Source organism: Roseburia lenta (assembly GCF_014287435.1).
In the GTDB taxonomy this organism is placed as follows: domain Bacteria; phylum Bacillota; class Clostridia; order Lachnospirales; family Lachnospiraceae; genus Pararoseburia; species Pararoseburia lenta.
Genome location: NZ_JACOPG010000004.1, coordinates 40,497 through 60,562, shown reverse-complemented (window position 1 = coordinate 60,562; position 20,066 = coordinate 40,497). Strand labels below are relative to the sequence as shown.

The following is a 20,066-nucleotide window of genomic DNA, read 5'->3' as shown; positions in this document are numbered from 1 at the left end:
GATATCCCAAGCACAGAAAAAGGCCTCTCCCTTATGGGAAAGACCTTTTGTTTTCTTATGGATAAAATTACCACTCAAATTTCTTTGCAAAGTATGCATCCAGATCCTCGATCTTGATACGCTCCTGCTCCATAGTGTCACGGTCACGAACAGTAACGGCTCCATCTTCCTCAGAATCGAAATCGTAAGTAACACAGAATGGTGTTCCGATCTCGTCCTGACGACGATAACGCTTACCGATGTTTCCTCTGTCATCAAATTCACAGTTGTACTTCTTGGACAACTGGGCATATACGCTCTCAGCGCCCTCATTTAACTTCTTGGAAAGTGGAAGCACGCCAATCTTGACCGGTGCGATTGCCGGATGGAAATGAAGCACCGTACGCATATCCGGCTTTTCTTCTGTTCCGATATTCTCCTCATCATAAGCAGCGCAAAGGAATGCCAAAAGTACACGGTCTGCGCCAAGAGAAGGTTCGATAACATAAGGGATATAACGCTCGCCCTTGCTATCATCAAAGTAGGTCAGATCCTGACCGGATGTATTCTGATGCTGGGTCAGATCATAATCGGTACGATCTGCGATACCCCAAAGTTCGCCCCATCCAAATGGGAATAAGAACTCGATATCGGTCGTTCCTTTGGAGTAGAAAGCAAGTTCTGCAGGATCATGATCACGCAGACGTAATTCTTCTTCTTTCATGCCAAGAGAAAGTAACCAGTCGCGGCAGAAGCCTCTCCAATACTGGAACCATTCCAGATCGGTTCCCGGCTCGCAGAAGAACTCAAGTTCCATCTGCTCAAACTCTCTGGTACGGAAGATAAAGTTACCCGGTGTGATCTCGTTACGGAAAGACTTACCGATCTGACCGATACCAAACGGTAACTTCTTTCTGGAAGTACGCTGCACATTTTTGAAGTTTACAAAAATACCCTGTGCTGTCTCCGGACGAAGATAAACGGTATTCTTTGCATCTTCGGTAACGCCCATGAAAGACTTGAACATCAGGTTAAACTGACGGATATCTGTGAAATCATGCTTGCCGCAGGTAGGACATGGAACACTGTGTTCCTTGATAAATCCCATCATTTCTTCTGCGGTCCATCCATCTACGGATGTCTCTAAGGTAATATCATTTTCCTGCGCAAAATCTTCGATGATCTTATCCGCGCGGAAACGCTCATGACACTCTCTACAATCCATCAAAGGATCAGAAAATCCGCCCAAATGACCGGAAGCCACCCATGTCTGTGGGTTCATGATAATCGCACTGTCGATACCTACGTTGTATGGGCTCTCCTGTACGAACTTCTGCCACCATGCCTTTTTGATATTGTTCTTCAGTTCCACACCAAGATTTCCGTAATCCCAACTGTTCGCAAGACCTCCATAGATCTCAGAACCCGGATATACAAATCCTCTTGCTTTACATAAAGCAACAATCTTGTCCATTGTCTTTTCCATAATCTGATCCTCTCATTTCTTGTTCTATTGTGTACAGGCAATCTCCTGTATAACACTCTACTTATAAATAATATAGGTCAACTGTGTAGCATCTGCATTGCCATCCGGCTGTTCGATTGAGACGGTACTCTTATCCACCATGGTCGTGCAGGCATCGGAAACATAAAGGATGGTGCCGTCTACCGTGACATTGATATTCTCTTTGATGATGGCCACCTTTAACTTCTTTTGGGAAGTAATGTCTAAAGTATCAACCGATGTCCCCTTTTCTCCGTCCGTAACACTGACAAAAGCATCTGAGAAATCAAAGCCCTGCTTGACTGCCGACTTGATCGTACCGGTATAAAGTCCATAGCCGGTAAACTTGCTGTAATCCTCTGCAGACGCATAGGTAGTCTTGGCATGGGCAAGGTCACTGTAAAACTTTATTTTGTCTAATTTGACGCTGTCTTTGCCTTTGGTATCGTTGTATTCTTTGATCTCTTCCTTCATGTAAGTCTTTAACTCACTTCGGGAGTAATCCTCCGCAAAGTCTGTCAATTCTTCACAGATCACCTTGCCGTCATCTGAGATCGTAAGGGTACTTTGATCCGGTATCTTATCAAACCATCCGCTAAACTTGACAACCGCAACGATCGCAGCGATCACAAGGATAATGACGGCGATCAGGATCGCGATCCTGTGCTGGACGATCTTTTGGTTTCTCGCCTTTATCTTATTTTCTCTCGCATTTTGTGCTGCCTTGGCAGAATGCTTTTTCTTATTTTCCATGTATCAATGGTCCTCCTATTTGAAGCACTTAACAATCTGCACTATTATACTATGACACAATTATTTTTTCAACCGCCTTGTGCCACAGGAACGTCCCTGTGGCTCAGATAAAGTCCTCGCTCTTAAACTTATGTCCCACATAATGATTCCGGTAGGATTGCAGTAAATTCAGAAACTCTGCCTCCACCGCCGGTGTCAGACGGAAGGTGTATAATTTTTCCACAGAAGTGGAAATGATATACTGCATGGCATAAAGGGTCGATCCGTCTATCGGATTGCCACCGGTCTTGCCCTGGCAGGACGCACAGACACAGCCCCGCAGCCGCATGGAAAAGAAGTCCAGATGCTCTTTGCTACCACAGGATAAGCACTCAAAGACATTAGGATATTCCCCATTGATCGTCCAGGTCTTTAACTCGTAGATGCCCCGGATCAGCGCAAAAGAAAACTTACGGCTCTCAAGCGCCCGAAGTGTCTGGTACAAAAGCCGTAAGCGTTCTACTTCATCTGCATTTTCCTGTGCATAGTATTCCGCCATCTCCAGAAAATAGTAACCATAGCAGACCATATCAAAATCTTCTGCCAGTTCCCGGAAATAATTCTTGATGTCCGCACGCACCGCGGTATATGTACTCTTGCCCTGGTAGACCTCAAACTGACCAAAGGCAAAAGGATTGGCTGCCGCCAAAAGTTGGTTACCGGAACGACGTGCCCCTTTAGCAAAAGCCGTGATCTTGCCGCGCTCCCTGGTAAGTATCGTTATTCTCTTGTCGTACTCTCCCACAGGAATCGCCGAAAGAACCATCCCTGTCAGAACAATATTGAATCCCATGGGACTCTTCCTCCGCCATTTTACAATAAGCAAGGTAGTCACTTACCTTGCCGCTTGCCGTAAATCTCTCCCACCATTCATCCATAGACGCACACCTCTTTTTCGCTTCTCTATTCTTTAGATTCTCCAGCAAAAAAGAAGATATACCAGATAAAAAATGGAATTAGATCTCGTCCTTACGATAACCAAAATTTTTGATCAGATAATCACTGTCGCGCCAGTCTTTCTTGACCTTGACCCAGAGTTTGAGATTGACCTTGGCATCCAGCATTTTTTCACACTCGTATCTGGCATTGCTTCCGATCTTTTTTAACATGGCACCACCTTTGCCGATGATGATGCCCTTGTGTGAGTCTTTTTCACATATGATGGTTGCGTCAATGTCATACATGCCCTGCTTGCCCGAACGCCATTTCATCTGATCGATGGAAACCGCGATACCGTGTGGCACCTCCTCGGAAAGTGCATGGAGCGCCTTCTCACGGATGATCTCAGCTACAATCTGACGCTGAGGCTGGTCTGTTACCACGTCCTCATCATAATATGCCGGTCCGTAAGGCAGATACTTAAAGATCTGGTCTAAAAGGACATTGCAATTCTTTCCGCGTAAGGCAGAAAGCGGCACGATCTCAGCAAAATCATATAGTTTGCGATAAGCCTCGATCACGCCAAAGACCGCATCATGGTCTACCGTGTCAATCTTGTTGATCACAAGGATAACCGGGGTTTTGGTCTTTTGCAACTGCTCTACGATATGTCTGTCGCCGCCACCGATATAATCAGACGGCTCCACCAGCCAGAGAATCACATCCACATCCTGCATCGTGTGTTCTGCCACGCTGACCATATATTCGCCAAGTTTATTGGATGCCTGATGGATGCCCGGCGTATCTAAGAATACAATCTGCCCCAGTTCCGGATCCGTATAAACCGTCTGGATGCGGTTGCGGGTCGTCTGCGGCTTGTTGGAAGTGATCGCAATCTTCTGTCCGATCAAATGGTTCATAAGGGTAGACTTTCCAACATTTGGTCGTCCGATAATGGTGACAAAACCTGATTTAAAATTATCTTGCATGTAATGCTCCTTACTCTTATTCGTATAAATTGTATAACTCGTCAAACATATCTGCGGCTGCCGTCAGCGTATCCTCGTTTCCGACAACACAGAAATAATCCTGATCCATGGTTGCCTGTACCAGCGGTGCCAGCGCACGGATATCCTCTACTGTGGCATTCAAGACCTGGTCACGGTTGCGCTGCAAGTCTGCAAAAGTCACATCCCTTAGATAGCAGGACAGGGCTCTCGTGCCGCGCTGTGCCGGTGTCAGCGGCGTATCCATCTCACTGATCGTACCAATGATATATTTAGTCATATCTCGTTCATCCACATCAAAATCTCGGACATAGTCTGCCGTGTGCGCAAAGATCTCATTGGTCTTTTCCAGATTTGGATCACGATAAGATACAAAATAGGTATCCCCATTCATTCCAAAGGCACTGCGGCAGCCATAGGCGCCGCCCTTGACACGGACATTGATCCAGAAATAGTCATAGGAAAGGGCAACGCGCAGAATATTGAGTGCGCCGTTAAACTCATAGCCATCCTTGGTAAAATTACCGGCACGGCATACATACTGCACCTGAGAGGCATCCTTGAATCCCTCTTTTTTGCGAGTCAGTCTGATCTCCTGTGCCGCTTCCTTTTTACCGCCTGCAAAGAGATGCTCTGCAATGCCCGGCAGATAGGTCTCTACCTGGGTAAATGCCTGATCGTCTCCGGTAGAACTTACCAAAAGATGATCCCTGGTAAAGACTTTCTTTACCAGTTCCTGACACTTGCTGCGGATCTCGTCTTTCTTTTCCTCGTAATGTTCGTCCAGATCCTTGACAAACTGATAATAGGCAATACCACTGATGGAATCCGTGATGAGTGCCGGCACGGAGAAGCATGACATAGCGCGCCCTGCGGCAAGTACATTACCTGCACTGCTCATACGCATTTCCAGACGGGAACGCTGGGCAGCCACCAGTTCGCGGATACGATTTTCATCCGAAAAGTCAGAATGTAAAATGATCTCCTCGATAAGATTGATGGCATTTTCTACCTCGCCATATAAGAACTTGGCACGCACTTCACACATAAAGTGGGTCTTACCCTCCGCCGGATCATAGACATTCAAGGATGCCCCAATGCCACCGGTGTAGATATTGACTGCATTGGCAAGGTCTGCATAAGAATAATTCTCGGTATCCACAAGTCCGAGCATACGGCTCAAAAGAGACAGATACTTCCAATCCTCCTGCCCAATACCTGTCACATCAAAGACCAGATTCAGATAATGGATGCCATTGCTAAAGACTTTGTGATGCAGGACTTTGATACCGTCAACTTCTTTTTCGATCAGATCAAGCGGACGTGCTTCCCTTTTCAGATCACTTCTCTTTAACATCGGCAGACACTCGAGAGCCTCCTTGGAGGACGGTTCCTGCTGATGTTCTTTTAAGGTCTTGGTCTGCTCGACCAAAGCATCCAGTGCCTCATCTGAAAGGCTTGCCTTATATTCTGCCAGTTCCTTTTTTAACTCTTCTTCTGCCTCTGTGGTCAGCCCCTTCTTTGGCTCAACCATAAGAACAGATGCATGGGTATTGGCAAGCAGATAGGTTTCGATCAATTTCTCAAAATAACCGGTATCCACCTTTTTGCGAAGTCCGTCTAAGACATCGATACCATGCATATGGACAAACGGCTGATCCTCGTCATACAGCCAACTATCCATGCACTGCAAGCCAAAGATCAGTCCCTTAGGGAAACTGCCAAAGTCTGCCTCGCGGAACTGGAACTGTGACGCATTGATACCTGCGAGGAGTGCCTTTTTATCAATACCATCGACTACCTGATGCAATAAAACTTCCTGAATGGCATCGACAAAAGCCTGCTTATCTTCCGGGTTGGCACCGCGCGCCATAACAGAAAACATAGGCTGCAGCATACCGGTATCAAAAGAACCGATGATATCTTTTCCGATCCCCTTTTCCAAAAGTGCTGTACGCACCGGCGCACCCGGAGAACTGAAAAGCGCATACTCCAAAACGTCAAATGCCTGGTATAATTCCTGATCCAGCGCATCACTGATAACAAAGGTGTATGCCAAATAGGTTGCGTCTCTTTCATCCTCTGCTGAAGAAATCGGATAAGTCTTATCTACCGCGCGTGGGCGGGTAAAAGGTTCCTGCTTCTTGATCTCAGAATCCACTTCGATCTTGTCGTACTTCGACAGATATTCACGATCCAGATAATCCAGCCGCTCATCCATATCCATATTTCCATACAGATAGATATAAGAATTGCATGGATGGTAATATTTCTTATGAAATCCCAGAAAATCTTCGTAGGTCAGTTCCGGTATGACCTTTGGATCTCCACCCGACTCCACACTGTAGGTATTATCCGGGAACAAAGAATTTAAGATCTCGCGATTAACCACATCATCCGGGGAAGAAAAAGCCCCCTTCATTTCATTATAAACAACACCATTGATGGTCAGGTCGTCCTCTCGGCTTTCCAGTTCATAATGCCAGCCCTCCTGCATAAAGATCTCCGGGTCATGGTAGATGTTTGGATGAAAAACAGCATCCATATAAACATCCATCAGGTTTTTAAAATCCTGATCGTTGCAACTTGCCACCGGATAAACGGTCTTATCCGGGTAAGTCATGGCGTTCAAAAAGGTGTTCATGGAACCTTTGACAAGTTCTACAAAAGGATCCTTGAGCGGATATTTGTCAGAACCGCAAAGCACGGTATGTTCAATGATATGCGCTACACCGGTAGAGTCCTTTGGCGGTGTGCGAAAAGCAATGTAGAACACCTTATTGTCATCATCATTCTCAATCAAACTGATATGTGCCCCACTTTTCTTGTGACGCAGCACATAGCCCTTGGAATTTAAGTCCCCCAGATTTTCTTCTTTGATCAACTCATACGCATTATGCATATTTGTCTTCCTCCCATACTCTTTTTCTATCTTGTGTGGAAATTCCACCTCTATTGCTTGATATTGACATCGACCTGCTGGAATGGAATGGAGATTTTCTCCGCGTCAAAGCGGATCTTGATGTCTTCCAACAACTGCCAGCGCACCGGCCAGTATTGATCGGTCGGCACCCAGAAACGAAGTCCCAGATCCACGGAACTTGCCCCCAATTCCTTGACAAAGACATTGACATCCTCCGGCAGGCGTCTATTTTCTGCCTCCACCAGTTCCATTAAGATATCCTTTGCCTTTTTGATGTCGGCATCATAACCAATCGGCACGACCAGATCCATCTGCCTGCGGTCGCTCTTGGTCGCATTGGTTAGACTCGTATTGGCAAGTGTACCGTTTGGAATAACAATGATCTTATTATCAATTGTGCGCAATTTTGTATAAAATACACTGATCTCAATGACCGTTCCCTCATTCTTATGTGTATCTTCAATGATATAATCTCCCACGCGGAAAGGATGCAAAACGAGAATCAAAAGACCACCCGCAAAGTTCGACAAACTTCCCTGTAAAGCAAGACCTGCCGTCACACCCAAAGATGCCACTGCGGCTGCAAGCGAGGATGCCGTAAATCCAAACAAGCCCAAAATAATCACGATAATTACGATCCACAGGAAATATTTGAGCACCTGATCTGCGAACTGGCAAACCCCCTCTTCTGCATCCCGGCGACGCAAAGACTTTTGGAACATACGTCGCACCAGATTGATGATCTTACCACCAATGTAAGCGATAAGCAGTGCCAGCACCACACTCCAGAAAAAGCCCAGTACCGATGGAAGCACCGATTGCAGCCAACTTTTCATTACGCCTTCGTCCAAATTTTTAATCAGATTATCAGATAATACCTGTGACATTAAAATCATTTTGTATCCCCTTCTTTTGGTTAAAAATCATAAATTCTCATCTGTGTATTTTGAAAATACTTCCTCTGCCATGTTACAACAGTCTCGCTAAAACCACAAGGGAGAGCAACAAAAAAATGCTGCTCTCCTGCTTTCTTTTTCTATACCTATGTAGGATCAGAACCTTTATTTTACAACGCGCACACGGATCATATCCTCGATCGCATCCAGTTTCTCGACAACTTCCGGTGTCACCGGCGCATCAATATCAAGAAGTGCGTACGCAAAGTCTCCTCTGGTCTTGTTTGTCATATCGGAAACGTTGATATTGGCATCGCCAAGAATGGTCGTGTACTGTGCGATCACGCCCTGACGATTGTAGTGCAAAAGTGCGATACGTCCTGCCGTCTGGCAAATGCCCATCTGGCAATCCGGGTAATTGACGGAATGTGTGATATTACCGTTTTCCATGTAATCGGAAATCTCCTGCACTGCCATGATAGCACAATTATCCTCTGCCTCGGCGGTAGATGCCCCCAGATGTGGGATGACGATCACGCCATCCTGACCTGCTGTCGTCGGATTTGGGAAATCGGATACATACTTGCGGATCTTTCCTGCTGCAATACCGTCTAAAACTGCCTGCTCATCCACCAGCAGATCTCTTGCAAAGTTTAAGATGATGACATCCTTTTTCATCATCTGGATAGCAGACTTATTGATCATCTGTCTGGTCGAATCCAGAAGCGGCACATGGATGGTGATAAAATCACATTCCTTGTAGATGTCTTCCACAGCATCGATATGCTTTACGGAACGGCTCAGATTCCAAGCCGCCTGCACAGAGATATATGGATCGTATCCATAGACATCCATGCCAAGATGGGTTGCCGCATTGGCAACCTTGACACCGATGGCGCCCAGACCGATCACACCCAGTTTCTTGCCTGCAAGTTCCGTACCTGCATATGCCTTTTTCTGCTTTTCTGCCATCTTTGCGATATCAGTCTCGCCACTCTGGGATTTGACCCATTCAATACCGCCGACAATATCGCGGGATGCCAAAAGCATACCGGCGAAAACAAGTTCCTTGACACCATTGGCATTTGCACCGGGTGTGTTAAATACGACGATACCTTCCTTGGCGCAGCGCTCCAGCGGAATGTTGTTGACACCAGCCCCCGCTCTTGCGATTGCCTGCAAATTTCTGCCAAACTCCATATCGTGCATGGCTGCACTTCTGACTAAGATAGCATCGGCAGTCACCGCTGCCTCCACCTTTTTATAATCTGTTGAAAACTGATCCAATCCCACCTCGGCGATCGGATTCAGGCAATGATATGAAAACATAGGTCATCTCTCCTTTACGATTTATGCATTTTCTTCTTCAAACTTCTTCATGAAAGCAACCAGCGCCTCTACGCCCTCTTTTGGCATAGCATTGTAGATAGAGGCACGCATACCGCCAACCGTGCGGTGACCTTTCAGATTTTCAAAGCCTGCTGCCTTTGCCTCGGCTACGAACTTGGCATCCAGATCTGCATCTCCGGTTACAAAAGGTACGTTCATCAGAGATCTGTCCTCCTTGCGGACGGTTCCCTTGAAAAGTTTGCTCTGGTCTAAGAAATCATAAAGGATCTTTGCCTTTTCTTCATTGCGTTCCTTCATGACAGAAAGACCGCCCATCTTCTTTAACCACTTGAATACCTTGCCACAGATGTAAATACCGTAGCATGGCGGTGTGTTGTATAAAGAATCTGCATCTGCCTGTGTCTTGTACTTGAGCATGGTAGGTGTTCCCGGAAGCACATCATCGCGGATCAGGTCTTCACGGATGATCACAATGACCACGCCTGCCGGTCCGATGTTCTTTTGCACGCCACCATAGATCACGCCATACTTGCTCACGTCTACCGGCTCTGATAAGAAGCAGGAAGAAACATCAGCCACCAGGGTATGTCCCTTGGTATTTGGCAAAGTCTTATACTTTGTTCCGTAAATGGTGTTATTCTCACAGATGTACACATAATCCAGATCTTCAGGAATATCCAGATCCGAGCAATCCGGGATATAGGAGAATGTCTTGTCTGCCGATGATGCCAACTCCACTGCCTCGCCGTAGATCTTTGCTTCTGCAAAAGCCTTCTTTGCCCACTGTCCTGTCACAATGTAGCCTGCTTTGCGGTTTTTCATCAAATTCATCGGGATGGCTGCAAACTGCTGAGAAGCACCGCCCTGCAAGAACAGTACCTTATAATTGTCAGGAATCTGCATCAGATCACGCAGATCTGCCTCTGCCTCTTTGATGATATCGTCAAAGACCTTCGAGCGGTGCGACATTTCCATCACGGACATTCCACATCCTCTGTAATCCATCATCTCGTCTGCTGCTTCTTTCAGTACTTCTTCCGGAAGTACCGCAGGTCCTGCTGAAAAATTGTACACTCTGCTCATTTTTACATTCCTTTCTTTTCTATATCTTTGTCATCAAAACAATCACTGATCGGTGCACCCGGTGCGACCATTGGCCATACCTTGTCATCGCAGTTGATCACACAATCGATCACTACCGGTGTCTTCATATCCAGTGCTTTTGCAAAGACCTCTGTAAATTCCTCCTTGCTGGTCGCACGGAAACCGGTAGCCCCCATAGCTTCCGCCATTTTCACATAATCCACACCATCATTTAAGACAGTGGATGAATATCTCTTGTCATAGAATAAAGTCTGCCACTGGCGTACCATACCAAGTACATGGTTGTTGATGATGACCTCGATCAGCGGTAAGTTCTCACGCACCGCAGTCGCGACTTCATTCATATTCATACGGAAGCATCCGTCGCCTGCTACGTTGACGACCTGTTTATCCGGGTTTCCGATCTGTGCGCCGATGGCTGCACCAAGACCATAGCCCATGGTTCCCAGTCCGCCCGAAGTCAAAAGTCTGTGCGGCTTTGCATATTTATAATACTGTGCTGTCCACATCTGATGCTGTCCTACCTCGGTCACCATGATGGCATCGCCCTTTGTCTGACGATAGATCTCCTCGACCACAAATGGACCGGACAGTCCATCCGTGCAATAACTTGCCGGATACTTTTCTTTCAGATCCATCACATGCGCCATCCAGTCGCTGTGATCCTGCTTCTTTAACATTGGATTGATCCGTTTTAAGATCTCCTTGATATCCCCGATCACCTCTGCGGTCGCGATGACATTTTTGTTGATCTCTGCCGGATCTACATCAAACTGTAATAACTTGGCATTGCTTGCAAAAGTCTTTGGATTGCCAAGGACGCGGTCACTAAAACGCGATCCGACAGCGATCAAAAGATCACATTCGCTGACGCCCAGATTGGATGCCTTGGTACCATGCATGCCAAGCATACCGGTATAGGCAGGCTTGGTTCCGTCAAAAGCACCCTTACCCATCAGGGTATCACAGGCCGGCGCATCTACAAGCGATACAAAGTCTGCTAATTCTTCTGCGGCATCGCTGATCACGGCTCCACCACCGACAAATATGTATGGTTTTTTTGCTGCCTCGATCAGGGCTACTGCTCTTTCTAAGGCTTCCTCTGTCAGATCCTTTGTCACACGCCCGACCGGTTCTGCCTCTTTAAAAGTATATTCACACTTGGCACCGGTCACATCCTTTGGAATATCCACAAGGACCGGTCCCGGTCTGCCTGTCTTTGCGATCATAAAAGCACGCCGCATGGTGTCGGCAAGTTTTGTCACATCTTTTACGATAAAGTTATGCTTTGTGATCGGCATGGTAATACCGGCAATATCCACTTCCTGAAAACTATCCTTTCCCAGAAGCGGTACGGTAACATTACAGGTAATGGCAACCATAGGCACTGAATCCATCTGTGCCGTTGCAATACCGGTGACAAGGTTCGTTGCCCCCGGTCCGCTCGTTGCCAGACAGACGCCCACCTTACCTGTACTTCTTGCATAGCCATCCGCTGCATGACTCGCTCCCTGCTCATGGGATGTCAGCACATGATGGATCTCATCACTGTGCTTATATAATTCATCATAAACATTTAAGATCGCACCGCCCGGATACCCGAAAACGGTGTCTACCTTTTGCTCCTTCAAGCACTCAATAACGATCTGTGCTCCTGTCAGTTCCATGATTCTTCCCCTTTTCTTTCGACTTATTCCGGCTGTTTTAAGATAGCGCCCATGTTACCTGAGGTAACCTGTGCTGCATAACGTCTCAGATAGCCCTCTTTGATCTTTGGCTCTCTTGGCTGCCAAGCCGCTTTTCTCTTGGCAAGTTCTTCGTCAGAGACTTCCATATGGATCGTCATGTTTGGAATATCAATGGAAATAATATCGCCTTCTTCCACCAATGCGATCGGTCCGCCTACGGCTGCTTCCGGTGAAATATGTCCGATGGATGCACCTCTGGATGCACCGGAGAAACGTCCGTCTGTGATCAGGGCAACGGTAGAACCAAGTCCCATACCGGCGATCGCAGATGTCGGATTTAACATCTCACGCATACCAGGCCCCCCCTTTGGTCCTTCGTAACGGATGACTACCACATCGCCGTCAACGATCTTGCCGCCCTTGATGGCTGCAATAGCATCTTCTTCGCAGTCGAAGACTCTTGCCGGGCCGGAATGTACCAGCATTTCATCCACAACGGCAGAACGCTTTACAACACCGCCATCCGGTGCGATATTTCCCTTTAATACAGCAAGTCCGCCAGTCTTGGAATATGGATTGTCAACCGGACGGATGACTTCCGGATTTTTATTTACAGCATCTTTGATATTTTCTCCCACCGTCTTACCAGTCACGGTCATGCAGTCTGTGTTGAGAAGTCCGATATCTGCCAGTTCTTTCATAACAGCATAGACACCGCCCGCCTCGTTGAGATCTTCCATATAGGTAGGACCTGCCGGTGCCAGATGACAGAGGTTCGGGGTCTTTTCGCTGATCGGATTTGCATAGGAAATATCAAAGTCAAATCCAACTTCGTGTGCGATTGCCGGCAAATGCAACATAGAGTTGGTAGAACAGCCAAGTGCCATATCCACCGTCAATGCGTTGATGATGGCTTCCTTTGTCATGATGTCTCTCGGACGGATGTCCTTGCGGTACATATCCATGACAGCCATACCTGCATGCTTGGCAAGTTTGATTCTCTCAGAATAAACAGCAGGGATCGTACCATTGCCACCAAGTCCCATACCAAGAGCCTCAGTCAGACAGTTCATAGAGTTAGCGGTATACATACCGGAGCAGGAACCGCAGGTCGGGCAGACCTTTTCTTCATATTCTTTGACATCATCCTCTGTCATAGTGCCTGCTTCATAAGCACCGACGGCTTCAAACATGGATGACAAAGAACGCTTCTGGCCCTTAACATGTCCTGCTAACATCGGACCACCGGAAACAAATACGGTCGGTACATTGACGCGGGCTGCTGCCATCAAAAGTCCCGGTACGTTTTTATCACAGTTTGGCACCATAACCAGGGCATCAAACTGATGGGCTAAAGCCATACACTCGGTAGAGTCGGCGATCAGATCTCTGGTCACCAGAGAATACTTCATGCCGGAATGCCCCATGGCAATACCATCACAGACTGCAATGGCTGGGAATACCACCGGCACACCGCCTGCTTCTGCTACGCCAAGTTTTACGGCGTTGACGATCTTATCCAGATTCATATGTCCCGGTACGATCTCGTTGTAGGAACTAACGATACCTACCATAGGTTTTTTCATTTCTTCTTCGGTGAAGCCTAAGGCATTGAATAGGCTTCGATGCGGTGCCTGTTGCATACCACTTTTCACATTGTCACTTCTCATCTTTTTATTTCTCCTTTACTTCTGTCTGACGCCGTATATCTTAGGTGCGATTGTTTGCTTTCTGACACGTTCTCACTCTGTAAAAAACGTAGCCTCACTAAATTCGCTATCGCTCATTAAGTGACGACGTTTTTTAAAGGTCAGAATGCAAACAATCACACCTTATCATACGGCTGGATATACTAAAAATGATACTTCTTCCTTTATCTACTCCACGATGTAGCGGCAGATCAGATCACCCATCTCGGCGGTTCCGACCTGTGTGATGCCTTCCATGGATTCGCCTTCGCGCGGCATGATGTCGATCGTGCGATAGCCATCATGAAGGGCAGCTTTGACTGCCTGTTCAATGGCATCTGCCTCGGTATCAAGATCAAAACTGTATCGGAGCATCATGGCTGCACTCAGTATGGTTGCGATCGGATTGGCAATGCCCTTTCCTGCAATATCCGGTGCAGATCCGCCGGACGGTTCGTAAAGACCGAACTTAGTCTCATTTAAACTTGCGGATGAAAGCATACCGATGGATCCTGTCACCATGCTGGCTTCATCGGATAAAATATCGCCAAACATGTTTTCCGTTAAGATCACATCAAACTGCTTTGGATCTTTGACTAACTGCATTGCGCAGTTATCAACCAGCATATGCTCATAAGTGACTTCCGGGTAATCCTTTGCCACTTCCTCTACGACCTTGCGCCACAAACGGGAAGAATCCAAAACATTTGCCTTGTCAACACTGGTTACCTTCTTACGACGCTTCATTGCAATATCAAAGCCACGCTTTGCGATACGTCTGATCTCGTTTTCGTTATATGTAAGCGAATCATGTGCTGTTAAGACACCGTCTACTTCCTCTGTGCTTCTCTGACCGAAATAAAGTCCTCCGGTCAGTTCACGCATGATCATCATGTCAAAACCATCCCCGATAATATCATCGCGGAGCGGACATGCTGCCTTTAACTCCTCATACAGATATGCCGGTCTTAAATTTGCAAATAAATTCAGGGATTTGCGCAATTTCAAAAGTCCGGCTTCCGGTCTGAGTTCCGGTGCCAGTTTATACCATGGAGAAGTCGCGGTATTGCCACCGATCGAGCCCATCAATACGGCATCCGATGCCTTTGCCGCTGCGATCGCTTCATCGGTCAACGGTACGCCGGTTGCGTCAATCGAGCAGCCTCCCATCAAAATATCTTCATAATGAAACGTATGTCCGTAAACCTGACTGATACGATCCAAGACTTTCTTTGCTTCCGAAACAATTTCCGGTCCGATTCCGTCACCACTGATGACGCCTACTTTGTATTCCATATTATTTTATGTCCTCCTTATCCCGAGCACACCTCCTATATTGTGTGGCAAAAACAACACATTTCATAGAAGATTCTATACTTTACTATAATAAAGTATTTACATATGCATTTCAATAAGAAGATTGCATAAAAAATGGATTTTTATGCACAAAAAAACAGATACGAGAGTTACATTTTCTGTAACTTTCGTATCCGTCCTATTTCAAAAAACTGCTATTCCTGCGCTGCTTCCCGCATCGCCTGTGAGATCTGGTCTATCTTTTCCAGATTGCGGTTCATATCCTGTAAAGTCGCCATGCTGTGATCACTGAGTGATAAAGCATTGTCCGAAGATGCCGCTACTTCCTGTGATGTGGCAGATAAATTAGCAATGCTGTCCGCGATCTTTGTATTTGCTGTCAGTACCTGCTCCACGGAAGTCGTTACATGACTGACACTCTCATTGAGTTCCTGGGTATTGGTCTGGATGCTGTTTAACTTATCTCCTGTAGATAAGATCTTTTCATTCTGGCGTTCTGCATAATCCGTCGATTTTGTCATGCTCTGCGTTGCCGCGCCGACTTCTGTCGTCAGTTTGCTGATGATGGCACCAATCTGCTCCGTTGCTTCTTTGGTCTCCTCGGAAAGTTTGCGGATCTCATCTGCCACAACGGCAAATCCCTTGCCTGCTTCTCCTGCTCTTGCCGCCTCGATCGACGCATTGAGTGCCAGAAGATTGGTCTGGGAAGAAATACCAAGAATGGTCTCTGTGATGGCATCCACTTCCTTGATGCGGTCGTTCAGATTGTTGGTAGAAACACTTGCTTCACGATTGACGGAAGCGATCACCTTTGCCTGTTCTTCCAATGCATTGACCAGATCAACGCCCTCTTCTACCGCCTGTGCTGTCGTCTGCGACAGGTCATTCATCCGGTGTGCCTGTTCTTCTACCTTTTCCAAAATATTCTGGATATCCATGGTCTGGGCTGTCTGCGACTCAATGGCTTCTGCTGTAAGTCTTGTACTGTCTGCGATCTCATTGACCGAAGTATGACTGCTATCCATACTCTCATTTAACATCCGGGAGACATCCATTGCCTGATCAAACTGCTCTGTCAGTTCCTCGGAATGTTCCATGATCTCTTTTGCAATATTTGCCTGTCTTGCCGTGCGCTCCTGAATTTCCTCATAGGTCTCCGTCTGATGTCTTTCCCATTGCGCGCAGACTAAGAGTTCTGATGCTGCGGCAACAACGATCGCTGCCAACTGATAGCCCACATCTTCCTGCATCCCACTCAAGCCGTAATGCATGGCATAAAAAATATCAAATGCGATATTGCTGGCAATGGCAAAGAAGGATCCTACCTTGACCAGTTTGACCTTGCGATACATGAGGACCAAGACCGCGATCGGAAATATAACTACATAGCGCATAAAAATACCGCCTGTAAACAATTCGATCACGTAATAAAGGAAAACAGAATAACAACTGAAATGATAGAAAATATCCTGATACTTAAACTTTCGATAAGCAATCACCTGTACCACCATGGCTGCCACCCCTGCCAAAAGTGCGGCGATACCCTTGGCATCAAAGCCTACATCTATCATGCCCGTAAAGGACGATATCAGGAGTGCTCCTGTGATGATCATTCCGACAATAAATCCCGTACGGTTCTTTTCTCCTAACTGCTTTTCCTGTAATGTCATGCTAACCCCTCTTTTTGACTCGTTTTATCCAAAAGTTTCATGCACATATCATACGATATTGCCTGTATTTTCGCAATATTTCGTAGGAAATTTATACGTGTATTTCCTCGTCACCACAACAAAAATGGGCAGTATCCGAAGATACCGCCCTATATAAGGAAAGGATTTAATGAAAAAACTTAGTTATTCTTGGCTTCTCCCTCCGGGAAGATGATCTTATTTACGAAGAAGAATACCACCATGGAAACGCCACCGTTTAAGACAGTCGTTCCGATATTGTAAAGCCAATCCGGTACAAAGAGTGCTGCCACAGCAACCCAGATACAGTTGATGGAATTGACGATACAGGTAACGATACAAAATGCGATCAGATACCACAAGCCCTGATACCAGATATTTCCCTTACTGCGGAATACAAAACTTCTCTGGATCGGGAAGTTGATACATTCGCCGAGCACCATGGCTACCATATAAGCGCAGAAATATGGCAGTCCTCCGTGCTGAGCATCATATCCGATAATATTCCACTTGAATGTCTCTCCAAACAGGGTAATATCAATCCCCGGAAATCCAAAATCAATATTTGGCAGTCCGGCAAATGCCAATGGCAAAAACAATAACATCAAATACTTTAATACTGTGATCAGATTGCTGACGATCACAAACAAACCACCCTCGCGGATCCATTTGGACGCTCCCGGATGTTTTTCGGCAAATCCTGCCCATGCGTTTTTTACTGCGTTCATACTCTACTCCTTTATCCCTTAAAAATTGCTGCCAGGAAATGCCCCAGACCGATCATACCTCTACCGTTGACCATTTCCACCAGTCCATCGATCATGTCCTCATTCATGGCTCCGCCCGTCATCTTGGAAAGCCCACGGAAGGGCATATTGTAAATAAATAAAATGTTTAAGTTTGGTTTTCCTTTTTTCTCACTTGCCTTCTTGATGCTGCGTAAGATAAAGCAGATAAATCTGGCAAGATAAGACTTGGCATAATACATCTGGCAAATGGCATCATTTTTATCCAATTTACCGGAAGTATCCCACTTTGCCGGCGGCAGATCGCGTCCATACAGATAAGCATATTCCTGATCGGATACCGCCTTGACCTGACCGCTCGCATAGGAAGGCAGGCACTTCATATCGTATGGAAGGGGCGCACCGGAAGACTCTTTTTCTATCTCTGCGCGCAGGCGGATATCCTCTACACTGGCTCCAATGTAGATCTGATAAGCACCCCCTTCGACTTCCCAGCCATTCGTCTTTACATTGTAGTAACGGAAGGTCTTATCATCAAATGGGATGGTCACCTGCTGACTTTCTCCCTTTTTCAAAAATACTTTGACAAAGCCCTTTAATTCCTTTTTCGGTCCAAACAGATGGCTGCGCTCATGCCCGACATACATCTGGGCGATCTCTGCACCATCGCACTCGCCTGTATTGGTGATCGTAAAGGTCACGCCACCTCCATCGACCGCCAGATCACTGTAGGCAAACGTCGTATAACTGAGCCCAAAGCCGAATGGGAATCGCACCTTAACTCCAGCCGTGTCAAAATAGCGGTATCCCATGTAAAGTCCTTCACGGTATTCACTGCTGCGCTCGATAGCCGGATAGTAAGATGTACTAGCCACATCCTCCAGACTGTAAGCATAAGTCTCATTCAACTTTCCGCTAGGACAAGTCGCTCCGGTCAAGACATCCAGCATAGCGGATGCTCCCGCCTGTCCGCCCAGATAACCGTGCACGATCGCAGCCACCCGGTCTGCCCAAGGCATTTCCACCGAAGATCCGGCAGATAGGACAACCACCACATTTTTGTTGACCGCCGATACCTTTTCGATCAATTCAATCTGTGCCTGTGGCATACGCATATGGGTCCGGTCCAGACCTTCCGATTCACTGATCTCATCCAGCCCCACACAAAGCAATACGATATCCGCACGTTTCGCCAGTTCCTTTGCTTCTTCTAAAAGTCTTGCGTCTGTCTTTTTGTTGCGCACATAGCCTCTGGCATAGTCCAAATAATTGACCGGATAATTCGCGATCAGATCCAGGATATTCTCCGGCTCCTTAGTCGGATTGACCAGAGATGATCCTGCGCCCTGGTAACGCGGTGTCTTGGCAAAATCTCCGATCACTGCGACCGTCTTGTCTTTGGCAAGCGGCAGGATCTTTCCCTCATTTTTCAAAAGGACAATGCTCTGTGCGGCTGCGCATCTGGCAAAATCATGATGCTTTTTGACATCAAAGCCCTTGCCCTCATGCTGTGCCGTCGCCTCATGTGTGGCAAAAACAACACGTAAAAGTTCATCTACACGTTGATCCAAAATTGCCTCATCCAGACGTCCTTCCTCAACAGCCCGAATCAACTGCTTTGCCCCCATCTTTCCGGTGGAAGGCATTTCCAGATGAGAGCCCTGTCGCACGCCCTCGACGTGATCATTACTTCCGCCCCAATCCGATACGACCATGCCGTCATACTGCCACTCACCATACAGTATGTCGCCCAGCAGATGTTTGCTCTCATTTGCATAGGTGCCGTTGACCTGATTGTAGGCGGTCATAATGCCCTTTGCCCTGCCCTCTTTGACAGCGATCTCAAAGCCTGTCGTGTAAAGTTCGCGGAAGGTTCTCTCGTCTACCACGGAGTCCATCGCCATACGGCGTTCTTCCTGTGAATTAGCCGCAAAATGCTTCGGGCAGGCTGCTACTCCTTTGCTCTGGATGCCTCGGATATATGCCGCAGCCATCTTTCCTGCCAGATAAGGATCCTCTGCAAAATATTCAAAATTACGTCCACAGAGGGGGCTTCGCTTCATGTTCAGTCCCGGTCCAAGTACCATGTTCACACCAAGAGTTGCTGCCTCCTCGCCCAGACATTCGCCCAGTTTTTCGCCAAGCGATGTATCCCAACTGTTCGCCATAGTCGCCGCTGTCGGGAAACAGGTTGCCGGCAGGGAAGCATTGAGTCCCAGATGATCTCCTGCCCCCGCCTGCTTACGCAGTCCGTGCGGGCCATCGGATAAAAACATGGCTGGGATGCCCATTTTCTTATAATCCTTGGTACGCCAGATGTCCTGTCCTGACATCATGGATGCCTTTTCCTCCAGCGTCATTTTGGAAATGATTTCCTGATACTGTAACATATCCTTCTTCCTCTCATCCTCTTTGTTGATGCTATCATAACATGTTTTGGTTCCCCTGCTATCTTTATGGCACAATCTGTATCTTTTGCGTCATAAATTGCAACTTTCTTTCCTA

14 protein-coding genes are annotated in these 20,066 nt (G+C 46.9%); all 14 read right to left on the bottom strand.

Translation table 11 applies throughout. The annotated features are described in order from the left end of the window. Positions 1-67: 67 nt before the first annotated feature. The 14 genes from H8R94_RS10155 to H8R94_RS10090 all read right to left on the bottom strand — a co-directional run bounded on the left by H8R94_RS10155 (position 68) and on the right by H8R94_RS10090 (position 19,951). Positions 68-1,465: a glycine--tRNA ligase gene (locus tag H8R94_RS10155; RefSeq protein WP_118282124.1), complete on the bottom strand. Its 1,398-nt coding sequence runs from the start codon at positions 1,463-1,465 to the stop codon at positions 68-70. 57 nt (positions 1,466-1,522) lie between these two features. Further along, positions 1,523-2,236 (bottom strand): hypothetical protein, encoded by a 714-nt coding sequence (locus H8R94_RS10150; protein ID WP_186854586.1) that lies wholly within the window; start codon positions 2,234-2,236, stop codon positions 1,523-1,525. Between the two features lie 103 nt (positions 2,237-2,339). After that, positions 2,340-3,068, bottom strand: a complete 729-nt coding sequence (recO, locus tag H8R94_RS10145; protein WP_118282129.1) for a DNA repair protein RecO — start codon at positions 3,066-3,068, stop codon at positions 2,340-2,342. A 163-nt stretch (positions 3,069-3,231) separates the two neighbouring features. Next, entirely contained in the window at positions 3,232-4,143 is a 912-nt protein-coding gene (gene era, locus H8R94_RS10140) for a GTPase Era (RefSeq protein WP_186854585.1), read from the bottom strand. Positions 4,144-4,159: 16 nt separating this feature from the next. Next, positions 4,160-7,063 (bottom strand): insulinase family protein, encoded by a 2,904-nt coding sequence (locus tag H8R94_RS10135; protein ID WP_186854584.1) that lies wholly within the window; start codon positions 7,061-7,063, stop codon positions 4,160-4,162. A 50-nt stretch (positions 7,064-7,113) separates the two neighbouring features. Continuing rightward, positions 7,114-7,980 carry a mechanosensitive ion channel family protein gene (locus H8R94_RS10130; RefSeq protein ID WP_178009255.1) on the bottom strand — a complete coding sequence of 289 codons (867 nt, stop codon included), beginning with the start codon at positions 7,978-7,980 and terminating at the stop codon, positions 7,114-7,116. Positions 7,981-8,145: 165 nt separating this feature from the next. Next, a complete protein-coding gene (locus tag H8R94_RS10125; protein ID WP_186854583.1) occupies positions 8,146-9,309 on the bottom strand; it encodes a phosphoglycerate dehydrogenase in 1,164 nt (387 codons plus the stop codon). Between the two features lie 21 nt (positions 9,310-9,330). Beyond that, entirely contained in the window at positions 9,331-10,413 is a 1,083-nt protein-coding gene (gene serC / locus H8R94_RS10120) for a 3-phosphoserine/phosphohydroxythreonine transaminase (protein WP_118282140.1), read from the bottom strand. A gap of 2 nt (positions 10,414-10,415) precedes the next feature. Further along, the gene (gene ilvB / locus H8R94_RS10115) at positions 10,416-12,101 is read right to left on the bottom strand and encodes a biosynthetic-type acetolactate synthase large subunit (protein ID WP_186854582.1); all 1,686 of its coding nucleotides are present in this window, start codon (positions 12,099-12,101) and stop codon (positions 10,416-10,418) included. A gap of 23 nt (positions 12,102-12,124) precedes the next feature. Beyond that, on the bottom strand, positions 12,125-13,792 hold the full coding sequence (gene ilvD / locus H8R94_RS10110) for a dihydroxy-acid dehydratase (protein WP_118282145.1): 1,668 nt from the start codon (positions 13,790-13,792) through the stop codon (positions 12,125-12,127). A 207-nt stretch (positions 13,793-13,999) separates the two neighbouring features. Continuing rightward, on the bottom strand, positions 14,000-15,106 hold the full coding sequence (gene leuB, locus H8R94_RS10105) for a 3-isopropylmalate dehydrogenase (protein ID WP_118282148.1): 1,107 nt from the start codon (positions 15,104-15,106) through the stop codon (positions 14,000-14,002). Between the two features lie 215 nt (positions 15,107-15,321). Beyond that, complete coding sequence (locus H8R94_RS10100; protein ID WP_186854581.1) at positions 15,322-16,797, bottom strand: methyl-accepting chemotaxis protein; 1,476 nt, start codon at positions 16,795-16,797, stop codon at positions 15,322-15,324. Between the two features lie 179 nt (positions 16,798-16,976). Beyond that, entirely contained in the window at positions 16,977-17,543 is a 567-nt protein-coding gene (locus tag H8R94_RS10095) for a GtrA family protein (protein WP_118282153.1), read from the bottom strand. Between the two features lie 11 nt (positions 17,544-17,554). Continuing rightward, positions 17,555-19,951, bottom strand: a complete 2,397-nt coding sequence (locus H8R94_RS10090; protein ID WP_186854580.1) for a beta-glucosidase family protein — start codon at positions 19,949-19,951, stop codon at positions 17,555-17,557. Between the last annotated feature and the right edge of the window lie 115 nt (positions 19,952-20,066).

What these genes read in the sequence shown, in the direction of transcription:
- H8R94_RS10155 (WP_118282124.1), bottom strand. Translation starts at nt 1,465, where the DNA reads ATGGAAAAGACAATGGACAAGATTGTTGCTTTATGTAAAGCAAGAGGA.
- H8R94_RS10150 (WP_186854586.1), bottom strand. Translation starts at nt 2,236, where the DNA reads ATGGAAAATAAGAAAAAGCATTCTGCCAAGGCAGCACAAAATGCGAGA.
- recO (WP_118282129.1), bottom strand. Translation starts at nt 3,068, where the DNA reads ATGGGATTCAATATTGTTCTGACAGGGATGGTTCTTTCGGCGATTCCT.
- era (WP_186854585.1), bottom strand. Translation starts at nt 4,143, where the DNA reads ATGCAAGATAATTTTAAATCAGGTTTTGTCACCATTATCGGACGACCA.
- H8R94_RS10135 (WP_186854584.1), bottom strand. Translation starts at nt 7,063, where the DNA reads ATGCATAATGCGTATGAGTTGATCAAAGAAGAAAATCTGGGGGACTTA.
- H8R94_RS10130 (WP_178009255.1), bottom strand. Translation starts at nt 7,980, where the DNA reads ATGATTTTAATGTCACAGGTATTATCTGATAATCTGATTAAAAATTTG.
- H8R94_RS10125 (WP_186854583.1), bottom strand. Translation starts at nt 9,309, where the DNA reads ATGTTTTCATATCATTGCCTGAATCCGATCGCCGAGGTGGGATTGGAT.
- serC (WP_118282140.1), bottom strand. Translation starts at nt 10,413, where the DNA reads ATGAGCAGAGTGTACAATTTTTCAGCAGGACCTGCGGTACTTCCGGAA.
- ilvB (WP_186854582.1), bottom strand. Translation starts at nt 12,101, where the DNA reads ATGGAACTGACAGGAGCACAGATCGTTATTGAGTGCTTGAAGGAGCAA.
- ilvD (WP_118282145.1), bottom strand. Translation starts at nt 13,792, where the DNA reads ATGAGAAGTGACAATGTGAAAAGTGGTATGCAACAGGCACCGCATCGA.
- leuB (WP_118282148.1), bottom strand. Translation starts at nt 15,106, where the DNA reads ATGGAATACAAAGTAGGCGTCATCAGTGGTGACGGAATCGGACCGGAA.
- H8R94_RS10100 (WP_186854581.1), bottom strand. Translation starts at nt 16,797, where the DNA reads ATGACATTACAGGAAAAGCAGTTAGGAGAAAAGAACCGTACGGGATTT.
- H8R94_RS10095 (WP_118282153.1), bottom strand. Translation starts at nt 17,543, where the DNA reads ATGAACGCAGTAAAAAACGCATGGGCAGGATTTGCCGAAAAACATCCG.
- H8R94_RS10090 (WP_186854580.1), bottom strand. Translation starts at nt 19,951, where the DNA reads ATGTTACAGTATCAGGAAATCATTTCCAAAATGACGCTGGAGGAAAAG.